Source organism: Brachyspira catarrhinii (genome assembly GCF_005518285.1).
Classification (GTDB): domain Bacteria; phylum Spirochaetota; class Brachyspiria; order Brachyspirales; family Brachyspiraceae; genus Brachyspira; species Brachyspira catarrhinii.
In genome coordinates, this window is sequence record NZ_SJDU01000015.1 from 1 (window position 1) to 14,811 (window position 14,811).

General features: G+C 31.6%; 10 protein-coding genes and 2 tRNA genes. 10 read left to right on the forward strand and 2 right to left on the reverse strand.

Annotated features, from left to right (window positions below; genetic code table 11):
- Window positions 1–155 precede the first annotated feature (155 nt).
- Window positions 156–239: transfer RNA gene (locus EZH24_RS01185), tRNA-Leu, on the forward strand.
- Between the two features lie 26 nt (window positions 240–265).
- Window positions 266–643 carry a response regulator gene (locus EZH24_RS01190; protein WP_137997309.1) on the forward strand — a complete coding sequence of 126 codons (378 nt, stop codon included), beginning with the start codon at window positions 266–268 and terminating at the stop codon, window positions 641–643.
- Between the two features lie 50 nt (window positions 644–693).
- Here EZH24_RS01190 and EZH24_RS01195 read toward each other — a convergent pair whose 3' ends face one another.
- Complete coding sequence (locus tag EZH24_RS01195; RefSeq protein WP_137997310.1) at window positions 694–2,496, reverse strand: sensor histidine kinase; 1,803 nt, start codon at window positions 2,494–2,496, stop codon at window positions 694–696.
- Between the two features lie 19 nt (window positions 2,497–2,515).
- Entirely contained in the window at window positions 2,516–3,118 is a 603-nt protein-coding gene (locus EZH24_RS01200) for an HAD-IA family hydrolase (protein WP_137997311.1), read from the reverse strand.
- 571 nt (window positions 3,119–3,689) lie between these two features.
- On the opposite strand from EZH24_RS01200, the gene EZH24_RS01205 reads away from it, so the two are divergent.
- The 8 genes from EZH24_RS01205 to EZH24_RS01240 form a co-directional block, all read left to right on the forward strand.
- Complete coding sequence (locus EZH24_RS01205; protein ID WP_137997312.1) at window positions 3,690–4,721, forward strand: hypothetical protein; 1,032 nt, start codon at window positions 3,690–3,692, stop codon at window positions 4,719–4,721.
- Window positions 4,722–4,982: 261 nt separating this feature from the next.
- On the forward strand, window positions 4,983–5,612 hold the full coding sequence (locus tag EZH24_RS01210; RefSeq protein ID WP_137997313.1) for a lactate utilization protein: 630 nt from the start codon (window positions 4,983–4,985) through the stop codon (window positions 5,610–5,612).
- Between the two features lie 109 nt (window positions 5,613–5,721).
- Window positions 5,722–6,669: a TAXI family TRAP transporter solute-binding subunit gene (locus tag EZH24_RS01215; RefSeq protein WP_137997314.1), complete on the forward strand. Its 948-nt coding sequence runs from the start codon at window positions 5,722–5,724 to the stop codon at window positions 6,667–6,669.
- A 143-nt stretch (window positions 6,670–6,812) separates the two neighbouring features.
- On the forward strand, window positions 6,813–7,286 hold the full coding sequence (locus EZH24_RS01220) for a DUF1850 domain-containing protein (protein WP_336596084.1): 474 nt from the start codon (window positions 6,813–6,815) through the stop codon (window positions 7,284–7,286).
- Window positions 7,216–9,192, forward strand: coding sequence for a TRAP transporter permease (locus tag EZH24_RS01225; RefSeq protein WP_137997315.1), 1,977 nt, complete (start codon window positions 7,216–7,218; stop codon window positions 9,190–9,192). The genes EZH24_RS01220 and EZH24_RS01225 overlap by 71 nt, the downstream gene beginning before the upstream one ends.
- A gap of 75 nt (window positions 9,193–9,267) precedes the next feature.
- A tRNA-Leu gene (locus EZH24_RS01230) sits at window positions 9,268–9,349 on the forward strand.
- 209 nt (window positions 9,350–9,558) lie between these two features.
- Window positions 9,559–9,891, forward strand: coding sequence for an STAS domain-containing protein (locus EZH24_RS01235; protein ID WP_137997316.1), 333 nt, complete (start codon window positions 9,559–9,561; stop codon window positions 9,889–9,891).
- Between the two features lie 16 nt (window positions 9,892–9,907).
- Window positions 9,908–14,811: PD40 domain-containing protein (locus EZH24_RS01240; RefSeq protein ID WP_137997317.1), on the forward strand; the 4,904-nt coding region annotated here is incomplete at its 3' end.

Here is a 14,811-nt window from a genome sequence, read left to right on the forward strand (position 1 = left end):
TTTATTTTATATTTTACTATATTTTTTATTTTATAATAAAGTTGTAATTTTGCAATAACTTGGTTAAAACGGAAATAAATTTAAAAAAATAATAAAATTAACGCTTGATTTTTATTTTTTATAAAGTATAATATTTACGAAAAAATTGATTATTAGCCGAGATGGTGAAATTGGTAGACACGTCAGACTCAAAATCTGATTGGGGCGACTCAGTGAGGGTTCGATTCCCTCTCTCGGTAAATTTTACTTTAATTGGGTTATATTTATGGATAGTCCTATAATAATCATAGACGATGATAATAGAGCGACTAAAATAAAAGCGCTTTTGGAAAGTTCCGACTTTCAAGTTTTTACGGCGGAAAATCTTTACGAATTAATGGGACAAATTTATAAATACAATATAAAAATATTAATATTCAATCCAGATTTAGTTTGGGTTAATGCGATAGAATTTATAACGGAATTTAGAAAATTAAAATCTCTAAAAGATGCCGAATACAAAATATTTTTTCTATGCGAAAATACGGAAAAAGAAATTAAAGAAAAAGCGAGAGAATTAAATATAACTTGTTTGGAATATCCGAAAAACATGAATAAACTTATAAATCATATAAAAACATTTGATAAAAAAGTTCCAATCTGAAATTTTTTATTTTGATTTTCTTAATTTTTTTTAAATTCAAATTGCAAATTTCAAATCTCGAATCTTATAAAAAAAGTGCTTCCTTCTCCGACAATCGACTCGACTAAAATATATCCTTTATGCTCCATAATAATTTTTTCAACCGTCGCGAGTCCGATTCCCGTGCCTTTCGATTTTGAAGTAAAATAAGGCTCGAATATTTTTTTTATATTTTTGGTTTCGATTCCGATTCCCGTATCCGTTATGCTTATTGTAAAAAATTCTTTTCCGTCCGAAATATCATGATAAGAAGAAATATAAATTATTGAATTTCTATTATTATTTTCCATAGCTTCGATAGAATTTTTAATTAAATTTCTGAAAGCCATAATGAGTTTATCTCTGTCCATATTTATAAAATAATCATGCTTCGTTAGAGAAACTTCAAATTCTATATTCGGAGTATTTTTAAACGAATCGACTACTTCCAAAATAACGGAATTTATAGATTCTTTTTCATCCGAAATTTTAATTGCAAACGAAAATTCCGAAAAAGATTTAATCAAAGTCGAAATCGAGTTCGCGTTTTTTATTATAATATTTGTGGAATTTTTCGCTTTTTCTATATCTCTGTCGGACATATTATTTTTTAAATTTCTTTCTATAAGTTCCGCGTTCATTACTATCGGCATAAGAGGATTTTTTATTTCATGAGCCACTTTAATAGCCGCTTCTCTCCAAGTTTCGAGTCTCAATCTCGTATTCTCTCTGTCTCTGTGATATTTAAGCGCTCTCGCCATAATGTTAAATCTGTAAATAAGGTTTCTCAAATCATGAATTCCAGAAAATTTCATGTCTATATCAAAATCGGCGTTGATTATAGAATTTGTCGCTTTCAAAAGAAGACTTATCGGCTTATAAATTAATCGAGCTAAAATTATTCCAAATATTATTGAGAAAAAAGTCGAAACTCCCAAAACGAATATATATAAAAGTTTTAATATAATAGAAAATTCGTTTACAAACATACTTGCAGAACTGTAAAGTCTGAAAGATTCCAAAGCGTTATTTCTCACTTCTATATAATTGGAAGACATTGGCTCGGACCATATAACATAATTATTTGAGGCGGAAAGCGGAATAATCGCGTTTACATAAAATAAATCTCTATATTCGCTGTTTATAAAAATCACTTCGTCCGTATATAATCTATAATCGACATCCAAAGGCAAATAATCTTCCAAATTAAAAAGCACGGAACTATGCCCATAATAAGAATTCGATAAAAAAGCGATATTTTGAAAATTGTAATAATTTTTAATCAAATTGTTTAATCTGTTATAATTGCTAAAATTATTAGTCGGGTTTTCCAAATCAATATATCTGTAAATATTATTAAAATAATTATTTCCAATATTCGATATAACGGCAAGCATATTGTTTTGTTTATTTATTATTTCGTTATTCGACATATCTATTACATTATAAATTGAATTATTAATATCGCTATTTATAAAAAGATTAATATTCGATTTTATGATATAAGAAGAAATATAACTTATTACAAAACTCGGAAGAATAGTAATCAAAGCCATGATTATAACTATAACCAATTTTATATGAGAGCCTTCTTTTTTTTTGAAAGCTTCGAGAATGAATTTTATTATCGTAATTATTCCGACAGCGATGCTTGTGATGGGAACGAATAACATTAAAAAGAAATTGAGAGGATTAATATTCGGTTCGTATAAAAAATTAGTGGTAAAAGCGGCGGCGATAAAATTCAATATTATCACTATAGATATGACGCTTAAATATATAAAACCGTAACGCCTTCTTATTTCCAAAAATATTTTTTTTATTTTTTTTTTCATTTTATATTATTCAAAAAATTTATTTTAATATTTTTTCAAGTTCAAATCTCATATCGCTCATATTTTTTAATTGAAAAGAATTAAAACCCAATTTTAAAGCCGAATTAACATTATTCAAATTATCGTCAATAAATAAACATTCTTCCGCCTTCAAATTAAATCTATTAAGCAAAAGTTTGTATATTTCTTCGCTCGGTTTTATCATTTTCTCATAAGCGGAAACAATTCCTCCGATGCAAGTCGTTTCAAAAAAATCGGTTTTCTTATTTATGCATTGAAAAGTTTCAACCGACATATTCGACAAATAATAAATATTATAACATTTCTCTTTATATTCTTTTAAGATATTTATATTGTTATTATTCATATTGAGGCATAAAGTTAAAGAACTGTCGAAAAGTTTATTTAAGCTATCTTTATATTTTGGATAGACGGACAAAAAATATTTTCTCGCGTCTTCAAAAGCCAAATCGCCTTTATCCATAAGTTGCCAATTTTCGTTTCCAAAAACCAAATCAAAAAATTTTTCTTTATCTTCCGCTTCGATATTTTTGTTAATAAATCCCGTTGTGTCGAATTCAAAAAGAACATTTCCAATATCCGAAATAATATTTTTTATCATAGAATCAAATTCCTTAAATCAAATCGAATTAAATATTTTTGTTTAAATAGTTATATCATTATATTTTTATATTATAGAAAAAACAAGCCGTTTTGTTGGATTGCTTCACTACATGTTTTGTCATTGCGAACGCGCATTTGCGGGCATGTTGCCAAGTGAAGCAATCTATTTTGTTTGGATTGCTTCGGCTATAAATAGCCTCGCAATGACGATATTTTTATTCGCAATGACGGTAAATGCATTGTCATTGCGAACGCGCATTTGCGGGCATGTTGCCAAGTGAAGCAATCTATTCTTTTTGGATTGCTTCGGCTATAAATAGCCTCGCAATGACGATATTTTTGCTCGCAATGATAATTTTTTTATTGTAAAAAGTCTAAAATATATTTAATTATGTAAACAAATTGTGGAATTATGTCAACATTTTTTTATAAATTCATACAATTTTTGGAATTTAATATTTTTTTTTGCAGAATACGGAATTTTTTTCTTGACTTTTATAAAAAATTTACTATATTATAAGTGTAAGGTGAAAGTAAGCCTATAATTTATTTTATTAAAGGAGTTAATTATGTTTAAACAAGTTATCTCAAAAATTTCAAAAAGAACGGCTATTATTATTTTATTAATAGCGGCGTTTAGTATCGCGGGCATTATTTCCTGCGCGCAAGATTTTACGCAGCCAACCGCGTCTCAATTCACGATCGAAGAAGATACGGGCGGAGAAGAAACGATTACGAATGCAACGGGGACGGGAGAATCCGGCGTAATTCAAATAAAGCCATCGACTAAACCTAAACCTTGGTTCCATGAAGACACATATATGACGGTTTATACTCCATGGAGAGGCTATAATTATCCGAGAGTAAGTTGGCAAGACAGCGAAACTTTGCTTACAATCTGGAAAGAAATGATGAGCAGAAAGTGGCCCAATGATGGAAAAAAATGGTATATTAAAGGAGCGGCTTACGGAAACTGGGACCCTAATCCAACCTCTTGGAAAGACAAAAATTTATTCTATTGGCCGCCGAATAACAGTTATTACTACTTCGATAAGAATTATGACATAGTATATTACAGCGACCCGAGAAAAGCCTCTATTAAAATCATGAAACTTGTAGGCGCTACGATAGTGAGATGGAATAACGCGAGAAAAGCGGATTATATTGGAATTTGGTCTGTGGGCGGAATATATCAAACTATTTTGACGCGCAAACAAATTGACGAATTTTGTAATTATTCGGATAGCGACCATAATCTTAGTATTAAAAAAGATTTAAATTTCTTTATAAGATACGACCATATGGCTTCAAGAAATGACAAACCTTTGCAAGTTATTACGATGAATATAGGTTATCATGACCAATGGTGGACGGACTTCGGAATCGATATGTATTATAATACTACTTCTGCGAGCGACTATAATAATCTAACCGCGTTCACTAATAAAACTCCGCAAGAACTCGATAAGTTTTTGAATCAGAAGATAAATCTTTCTTGGCAATGGACTTTGGATTGGCATAATTGGAGATTCTCCCCTATGAACGTTCAGTATTGGCATAGGTTAGCGCATCAAGATTCTGGTTGGGTTAGCAGAAAATAAAAGATTGTATTATTAAAGAATATATGGAAAGAAGAAGTTATTATAAAGGGCTTGCTCGTAAGGGCAGGCTCTTTTTTAATGGATTGCTTCACTTGGCAACATGCCCGCAAATGCGCGTTCGCAATGACGATATTTTTGTTCGCAATGACTGATATTTTTTGTTCGTAATGACAATGAATTTTTTTATATTGAATTTTTCCGTATTTATAATATTATAAAATAAACTGTTAATTAAATTAATTAAATGAAGGGGATTATATTATGACGGTTCAAGAAGAATATTTTAAAAATTTAAGCGAAATTCTAAAAAAGAATTTTAAGAAAAAAGGATTTGCTTTCAATAGCTTCTCAAATAAAGAAGACGCTAAAAAATTCGTTTTATCGAAAATAAAAAAAGACGATATTATCACTTTTGGCGGAAGTTCTTCGGTTAATCAAATTGGAATATTGGAAGATTTGAAAGGCTATAAAAATTTTGTCGACAGAAACAATAAAGAATTGAAAACTGACGCGGAAATAAAAGCTTTCACTTCCGATGTTTATTTATGTTCGGCAAACGCGATAAGCAAAAACGGAGATGTCATCGAAATAGACGGCTCGGGAAATAGAACGGCTGCGGTTATTTACGGACCTAAAAAAGTGTTTTTAATAGTCGGAAAAAATAAATTGGCAAATACCGAAAAAGAAGCTTTGAAGAGAGCTAAAGATATTGCCGCGGCTCAAAATTCTATAAGATTTAAAGCGGATAATCCTTGCGCGGTCGGAGATATGATTTGCAACGATAATTGCGAAATCGACAAAAGAATGTGCGCTTATACGGTTATAATAAATAAATGCCATATAAAAGACAGAATTCATATAATATTTATTGACGAAGAATTGGGATTTTAATAAAAATTAGACAAATATAAAAGCTAATTAAACTATTGACAAAATATATAAAATATATTACTATATACGATAATTAAATTAAAATTTATTTTTTCAGGAGGATAAGAATATGAAGAGATTATTTATTATTTTTGTTTCATTTCTTATGGTAATTGGATGTTCCAAAAGCGCAAGTAGAAATTATGTATTTGCAACGGGAGGAACGAGCGGAACTTATTATTCTTTCGGAGGCGTCATAGCGAATCTATGGAATAATAATATCGAAGGCATGAATGTGACGGCTCAATCTACGGGAGCTTCCGCGGAAAATTTAAGATTGATAAACAGAGGCGAAGCGGATTTGGCTTTCGTTCAAAACGATGTTATGGATTATGCCTATAACGGAACCGATATGTTTGACGGAGAAGTTTTGAGCAATTTTTCGGCTATACTCACTTTATATCCCGAAGTCGTTCAAATAGCCGCCACAAAATCGAGCGGAATCAGAAGCGTAGCCGATTTTAGAGGAAAAAGAGTTTCGGTTGGAGATGCGGGAAGCGGAACGGAATTTAACGCCAAACAAATATTGGAAGCATACGGTTTGACTTTTGACGATATTAGAAAACATAATCTTTCGTTTAAAGAATCGAGCGATGGACTTCAAAACGGAACTTTGGACGCTTGCTTTATAGTCGCTGGAGTTCCTAACGCCGCTTTGCAGGAATTATCTTTATCGACCGAGATAGTTTTAGTTCCAATAGGAAATACGCAAGTCAGAGAAATAACCGCTCAATATAAATATTATACGGAAGTAAATATACCAGCAGGCACTTACAGCGGAGTAGATACCGATACGAGAGCCATTGCCGTTAAAGCTACTATTGCCGTTAATAATAATGTTCCCGAAGAAGAAGTTTACAATATGATAAAAACTCTATTCGATAAGCAATCGGATTTATCGGTTGCTCATGCGAAAGGAAACGAACTTAATATTGAAGACGCTCCAAAGGGAGTTTCAATTCCTTTTCATTCGGGCGCTATAAAATATTATGAAGAATTAGGCATTATTGTGCAGTAAAATAATAATAGATAATTTAAGTCGGTTAATTGATTGTGTTTAACGATATAATAAAAACAAAAAAAACTATTATATTATTAACTCTCCGATTAACCGCAATTATCTTACTGACGATTATTTTATTTAAGCCGATATTTCCTAAATTGCTTATAAACGAAAAAGTTTTTAATATAAAAAATAAAGAATTTGTAATTTTATATACTCATTCCGTTAATAAGGGATTGGTTAGAGATTATTATATTATTAAAGATAAAAATATTATTCTCTCAAAAACCCGATTTGCCTCTTACGGAGCGGGAATTCCCGAACCAGAAGAAACGCAAAAATTTACAATTACGGACGATTATATAGAGATAGACGATATAAATAAAAAAATCGACAATTTATATTTATTTGTCGGAACTGTGGCAAATCATAGAATAGAAATTGACGGAGAGGAAATAGAATTAAAAAAATTATTCAAACCGCAAAGCAATATAAAGATAGAATATAAAATTTTGTCTTTATTTGAATATATTAAACTAAAATTAGATTATTGGAGGAACGATGAGCAAAGAAAACCATCATATTCACATTTTAACCGCCGAAGAAATAGACGATTATATGAGCAAATATGACAGCGAATCGAGATATAGAAGATATAAAGATTGGAAAAAATATTTAATCATAATCATATCGACAATATTTTGTTTATTTCAATTATATTCGATACTTTCGGGCAGAATAACGGCTCAAGTTTTAAGAGCGACGCATTTGGCTTTCGTTATTCTTTTGGCTTATTTGCTATTTCCTATGAAAAAAGATATGCCGAAAGATAAACTTCCGTTCTACGATATTATACTCGCGATTGTCGGAGCGGCTACTTGGAGTTATATTGTCGTTAATTTTGATTCTTTGGTTAGAAGAGCGGGAATATACACGACTGTCGATATTTTTGTCGGAATAATCGGAATATTGATATTATTCGAAGCATGCAGAAGAATTGTAGGACTTCCTATTTTGATAATTTCTTTAATATTTATAATTTACGCTTTATTCGGTTCTTACGCTCCGGGATTTTTGAATCATAGAGGATATTCTTATCAAAGACTCGTTTCTCATTTATTTTATAATACTGAAGGAATAATGGGAACGCCGATTGGAGCTTCCGCAACATTTATATTTTTGTTTATATTTTTCGGAGCTTTGCTTGATAAAACGGGAATAGGACAATTTTTTATAGATATTTGTAACGCTATCGCTGGAGGTTTTGACGGAGGTCCCGCGAAAGTCGCCGTTCTAACGAGCGCAATGTTTGGGACGGTTTCGGGAAGTTCGGTTTCAAATACGGTTGGCACGGGAAGTTTTACAATTCCTATGATGAAATCTTTGGGTTATCGTTCGGAGTTTGCGGGCGCGGTCGAGGCTTCGGCTTCAACGGGAGGACAACTTATGCCTCCTATAATGGGCGCCGCAAGTTTCTTAATGGCTGACAGTTTGGGAATTCCATATATGGAAGTGGCTAAAGCGGCTATCATTCCCGCGCTTTTATATTTTACGGGAATATTTATAATGGTTCATCTCGAGGCAAAAAAGACGGGATTAAAAGGTTTGTCGAAAGATTCTCTTCCAAAATTCGGCGAACTTCTTCTTAAAAGAGGTTATTTGGTTATTCCGCTTTTAACTATAATAGTATTTTTCGCTCTCGGAAAAACGGCTATATACGCGGGATTAATGGGGATAATATCGGCGGTTTTTGTCGCAATAATAAATAATATTATAGACATCGTAAACAAAAGAAAAATCGGATTTGGAATAAACGATATAATAGATGTATTTTGCAATGCGGCAAGAAATATAATAAGCGTTGCGGTTGCCTGCGCTATGGCGGGAATAGTAATAGGCGTCATAACTCTTACGGGATTGGGTTTGAAAGTTGGAGCTGGTTTGGTTTCAATATCGGGCGGAATTTCAATTTTACTTTTAATGCTTACTATGATAAGTTCGATAATACTCGGCATGGGAGTTCCTACGACTGCAAATTATTTGATAACTTCCACTATAGCGGCAAGCGCGATAATACAATTGGGATTTAAACCTTTGGCGGCGCATATGTTCGTATTCTATTTCGGCATAATAGCGGATGTCACTCCTCCTGTGGCTTTGGCAGCGATGGCGGGAGCTGCTATAGCGAAATCCGACCCTTTCAGAACGGGACTCGAAGCGAGCAAATTGGCTATCGGCGCTTTTATAATTCCTTATATATTTATATTCAATCCAGCGATTCTTATGATAGACACGACTTTGGGAGAGATAATACAAATAATTATAACTTCTATTATTGGCATGTTTGGAGTCGCTTCTGGTTTGGAAGGATATGTTTTCAGAAAATGTCTTTGGATTGAAAGAATATTTTTTATAATAGCGGGTTTATTAATGATAGACCCAGGTTGGATTACGGATGTCGCGGGATTATCGATTACGACTATTTTAGTTTTGATTCAGATATTTACAAAAAATAAGAAAAAGGCTATCATAGTTTAATTAAATGAAAACATCAAAATAGTATATATTTGACAAAATACTATTTTAATTTAATATATTATATAAACAATCTTTGCTCGGGTGGTGGAATTGGTAGACACAACAGCTTGAGGTGCTGTCGGGTAACACCGTGCTGGTTCAAATCCAGTCTCGAGCAATTATATATATTTGCTTGCCTCTCTTATACTTAAATTATTCATAGATTAAATAGTTTATTGATACAATAAATTTATAATATATTTCAAAAAACATAAAGTAAATTATTTTAATAAATTTATTTTAATTGACTTTAATCTTTATATTTGTTATAATTATATTTCATTATTAATAATCATTTTTAAGAAAAAAATTTTAAGGAGAAAAAATATGAGTTTAAAAGTTGACGATAGAGGCAAAGCAAAAGTGGTTAGTATAGCGGGGAAAATGGATGTAAGTTTATCTATGACAATCGAGCAGGAATTGGAAGAATTGGTAGAATCTGGAGCGAATAATTTAATTTTGGAAATTTCTGGAGTCGAATATTTGAGTTCGAGCGGAATCAGAGTTTTTATCGCGATTATGCGAAAAGTTAAAGACAAACAGGGAAAAATCGTTCTCGCTCAAGTTCCCGAAACTATCAAAAAAATATTGAAAACTGTAGATTTGGAAGATTTATTTGAAGTTTACGATTCTGTCGATAAGGCTTTAGAATCGTTTTAAGATTTGAATCTATTTTATGAAAGTAAAATTTATATTATTTTTTTTAAGTTTATTTTTTGTTTTTTCATGCGCAACTAAACAGAGAAGCGCCGATTATAGATTTGATAGCCGTCCGTTTTTAAGAGAGTATAAAAAATATTCTCTCACTTCGGGCGAAAATAATCCCGCGTTAGATTCGGTAATTGACAGAGAAGGAACTTGGATTTACTATTCGAGGGAAAACGCTGGAAACACCGACATATTCGCCGTAGATTCTTATAACTTGGAAACATTTAGACTCACTCGAAGCCCGGGAATCGACTCTTCAGTTTCTGTAGATTCAAAATCTAAATATTTGGTTTTTTCATCCACTCGAGATGACGCTTTCGGAGATATTTATTTATACAAACTTGTCAATATTTTCAAAGTTAGAAAAAGCAGAAAAAAATTGGAAGATTTGGAGCAGTCGATAGTTAGGCTTACAGATTATAAAGGCTACGATACCGAACCCGTAATATCGCATAACGGAAACACTATAGCTTTTATATCCGACAGAGACGGCAAAACTAAAAAACTATTCACAATGAAACCGAATGGTAAAAATATAAATAAAATTTCCGATTTGGAAGCAAGTTCTCCCGCCTTTTCGTTTGACGATAGATATATAACTTTTATTACTTCAAAAATCGGAGAGCCTTATTCCCAGTTGGTTGTTTTCGATTTGGAAACTCAAACCAATTTAACGATTCTAACCGACACAAAAACTTTGAAATTCAATCCTTCTTTTTATAATAACGATACGATTATTTATTTTGAAATAGAAAACGATTCGGACGGAGACGGCAATTTAACCTATTACGATAAAAGACGATTAATGTCATATTCTTTAAGCACCGCGCAATATTATATTTTATCGGAAGACACTCAATTAACCGATTTCAATGTCGCGTATCCTTCCGCTTTGGTTGGCGCTTATGTGATAAATACGAACGGAACGAGCATAGTGACTATGGGTTCTACGAAAGAATATTTTATAAAAGACGATAACGCCGAAAAAATGTATAACACTTTTACCGAGCTTCCTTATGATAAAAAAGAAGAAGTTATAGATAAATTTTCCGAATATTTTCCATTTAAAGAAGACGAGAATAATGTGGCAAAGGCATATTTCGATATAATGATTCAATCTTATACTAACGAAAAAAACGATATTTATTTAAGCGCAAAAAATACTCTTATAAATAGTTATGGCGATACTCTTTTTGGATTTTTAGCGGATAAAATAGACGGAGATTTTAATACGAATTGGCTTAATGCAAAAAATTATACGAACGAATATTTTTTAACGAATAATACAAATCTTGAAAATAATATAGCTTGGGCGGGTTTTATTTCCGCTAATGAAAAATTTAAAAATCAAACGGACAATAAAAATTCTTTAAATATTCTTACAAATATAATCAATTTGAATACGGATAAAGATTTATATATTTTAATTTCAAAATTATACAGCCATTCGCTCGAAGATAACGATTACGAATATACAAACGATTTATATAAAATTCCTTATACGAGGAGAGATTTAATATTTTCCGACAGATTGGAAATAGCGAAAGATTTTTTGAAAGATTCAAAATTTTCCTACGAATATATAATAGAAAATTCTCATCCTTATTTTCCAATGTCGGTTGCGGCGCGATTATTATATTTGGACGGACTCATTCTTTCGAGGAATTACGATGACGCTACGAATTTATTTCAGCCTTATTTGGAATCGAATAACGATATAATGAAGGCTTTGGGTTATTACGCGAACGCTAAAGTTTTGATTGCGAAAGAGGACGAAGGCGCTTATATTTTATTAAAAAACGGTTTGAATTCTGGAGGCAAAAATTTTGATTCAACTTACGAAGCGGAAGATTCTAAAAATATACTTGCAAATTATTATAAATCTTTAGCCGACAAATCTTATAACGAAGGCAAATACGCGCAGGCTTACGATAATTATAAAGAAGTTTTAATTTATAATCCGAGCGACACGATTTCTTCGGCAAGATTAATCGAAAGCGGATTAAGAGCCTATGACAATATCGATTCGCTTGAAAAAACTATAACTGAAAGAGAAAAAAATCTTTTATCTACAAGATACTCGGAACATGAAACGCATGCGGAACTTGCAAACGCTTATTATTATTTGGCGAACAGATATTACGGAATTGCAATGTCGAAACAATATAGCAAAGAAAGATATGTTTTAAGCGAGAAGCAGAGAGAGGACGGTTTTTATTTATATTTAAATAAATCTTTCAATACGATAGTCGATAAAGCGGTTTCATATATAAATTTCGCAATATTTCTCTATCCAGACGATTCGGACTATTATATAAAAAAAGCGGAAATGTTAACATTCGCTCAAGCGTTGCAAATGCAGGTTTACCAAGACGATAAAACTTATAAAAGCGTTATAGAACTTGTGCCGAGTTATAGAGACAATAATGTAAATAATGATAGATATGTAGGTTATAATAAATTATCTTTTCAAAATGTTAATTTGGAAAGCGATATTATCGATTCTCTTATAATGGCAAAAAGCAAAGTAAAAACAAAACCAAATATGGTGTCGATAATGCTTGCCAATTCCTATTTAATGAACGGCAGATATTCTGACGCGGCGGCGGAATATAAAGAAGCGGAAATATTGCTAAATTCGGTTGGAAGCGAAAAGAGTAAAGCTTGGTATCATTTCTTTTACGGCTATTCTTTATGGATGAATAACGAAATAGAAAACGCTTATAAAGAATACGAAACGGCGCGTAATTTATTTGAAAAATTGGGAGATAAAGAGGCTATATATAAAATTGTAGGCTATACTTCGGTTGCGGCAATAGAACAAAAAGATTATAAAAAAGCGATTGAATCGTTGCTTGAAAGAGACAAACTCACAAAAGATGATATAAGTCAAAACGAATTAAACGAACTTTTGCTTGCGGCATGTTATTTGCAACTTGAAGATTATAATAACGCTTTGATATATTGCGATAATGTTAAAGAAAAAATAGACAATTTGGATTCTTCGGTTTATACTCCGAATTATTTGAGCGCCACAATTTACGGAACGGATATAAATATAATCAATTTCGGACTCGCTTCTTTCGGAGGTTATATCCCGGGCGAACCGCTTAATGTCGATAAACAGCAAATGTTATATTCTATTTATCAAGAATTGTATGAAAAAATAGGAAGATATTCGGATTCGAGAGAGGCTTTATCTTCTTATAAAAACTATATTTTGAAAGACACTCCGAAAAAATCTATAAAACCTTTGATGCTTGCCACTTATTATAATAACGAAGGATATTTATATTATAGGCAGGGTTCGATTTCAAATTCAATAATATCTTTTAAGGCTTCGATAGACGAATATAAAAAAACTATAGATTCTAAAGCTTTGGAAAATAATCCAAATTTGGCTTACGAAAACGCTCAAAATGACGCTAAAAATTATTTAAGTTTATCTTCTTTATATTTAAGATATTTGTCTCAAACCGATTTAGTATCAATTAGAAGAGAATTTTTTAAAGAATTATTCGATACTACTAAAAATTTGCAAGTATTGTCTACAAATAACTCGGTAAGTTCAAAAGACAGATTATTATTGTATTCGCATATAGCCGCTTTTCAATATATAATGGCGCTTAAACTCACAACAGAAGCGGACAATTCGAGATTCAAAAAAAGAAGAGAAGACCCTTTGGATATGAGCGGGCATGACATTAATGTTCAAAGATTATATATGCTTAAAGACGCGATTGACAGATATAGATATATTCTATCTTCAAATTCTAATTTTCCCGTAGATTTGAAAACGGAAATAATAATAAGATACAATTTGGCTAAAGCTTATGAACTTGCGGGTTATATCGAAGAAGCTGCAAGAGAATATATGTCGGCATATTCTAAAGCTCAAGTTTCGGCGTTTGCGGTTGAAGAGATTGCAATATTAACTACTTTAATTGATTTTAGCTCGAAGTATAGAGAAAATTATCCCGACAGTTTGGATTTTCCGATACAATATGTTTTTAGAATTTTAAGAAGGCTCAGAGAAAGCGTATTTATGATAACTTTCGTTGAAGACAATAATTTTATTTTGGAACAGGCAAAATATAAAGTCATAGAATTTTTGGGAGAAAATTATCCCGATGCAAGTTTTAATATACTCGCAATGTTTGACGCGATAGAAATGCGAAGAAAATTTTTGAACGGAAGGCTATACACTTTGGGAGAGAATAATTATTATTTAAAAGAATATTACGAATTATACGACAATGTTCTTTATTCTTATAGAAGATATTTGGACTCCGTTTCCACTCCTTACGATAGCAAAAAAGAAGCCTCAACATTAAAAGAAATTACCGAATACGAAAAAGAGGCGATAAAAAAATTCGACAATACTCCAATAGAGCATATAGTTATTTGCGATGTGAGAGCGGAAGATATCGATAAAGCTATGCGCGAGGACGAGACTTTTGTTTGGGACACTTATTTCGGTTATAGATTTGTGAGAGAAAATAAAAAAAGTTATTTCTATATGCAAACAAATTATTCCAACGATAATAACGATACTAATAATAATTTCAAAACAAAAAATTATGTTTCGCATATAGGATACAATCCGTTAAAAATAAACGATACGAATATTTTTGTGCGGGAATTATACGATTCTACCGAGTATATGCTTCCGCCAAAAACGGCTTATATTGACAATAGACTTCTTTCATTTTTTAGAACGGGAAGAAACGATGAAAGAAATATAAACAGTTTAAGTTCGAGTTCGTCTAATAATACTATTTCTACAAATCAAAATAATCAATATGCGGTTTATAATGTGGCTTATACTAATAACTTTACAAATAATTTGTGTAAAATAAAATTCTCGATTCT

Coding starts and splice junctions, on each gene's coding strand:
- EZH24_RS01200 (WP_137997311.1), bottom strand. CDS start 3,118: ATGATAAAAAATATTATTTCGGATATTGGAAATGTTCTTTTTGAATTC.
- EZH24_RS01215 (WP_137997314.1), top strand. CDS start 5,722: ATGAAGAGATTATTTATTATTTTTGTTTCATTTCTTATGGTAATTGGA.
- EZH24_RS01235 (WP_137997316.1), top strand. CDS start 9,559: ATGAGTTTAAAAGTTGACGATAGAGGCAAAGCAAAAGTGGTTAGTATA.
- EZH24_RS01195 (WP_137997310.1), bottom strand. CDS start 2,496: ATGAAAAAAAAAATAAAAAAAATATTTTTGGAAATAAGAAGGCGTTAC.
- EZH24_RS01205 (WP_137997312.1), top strand. CDS start 3,690: ATGTTTAAACAAGTTATCTCAAAAATTTCAAAAAGAACGGCTATTATT.
- EZH24_RS01210 (WP_137997313.1), top strand. CDS start 4,983: ATGACGGTTCAAGAAGAATATTTTAAAAATTTAAGCGAAATTCTAAAA.
- EZH24_RS01225 (WP_137997315.1), top strand. CDS start 7,216: ATGAGCAAAGAAAACCATCATATTCACATTTTAACCGCCGAAGAAATA.
- EZH24_RS01190 (WP_137997309.1), top strand. CDS start 266: ATGGATAGTCCTATAATAATCATAGACGATGATAATAGAGCGACTAAA.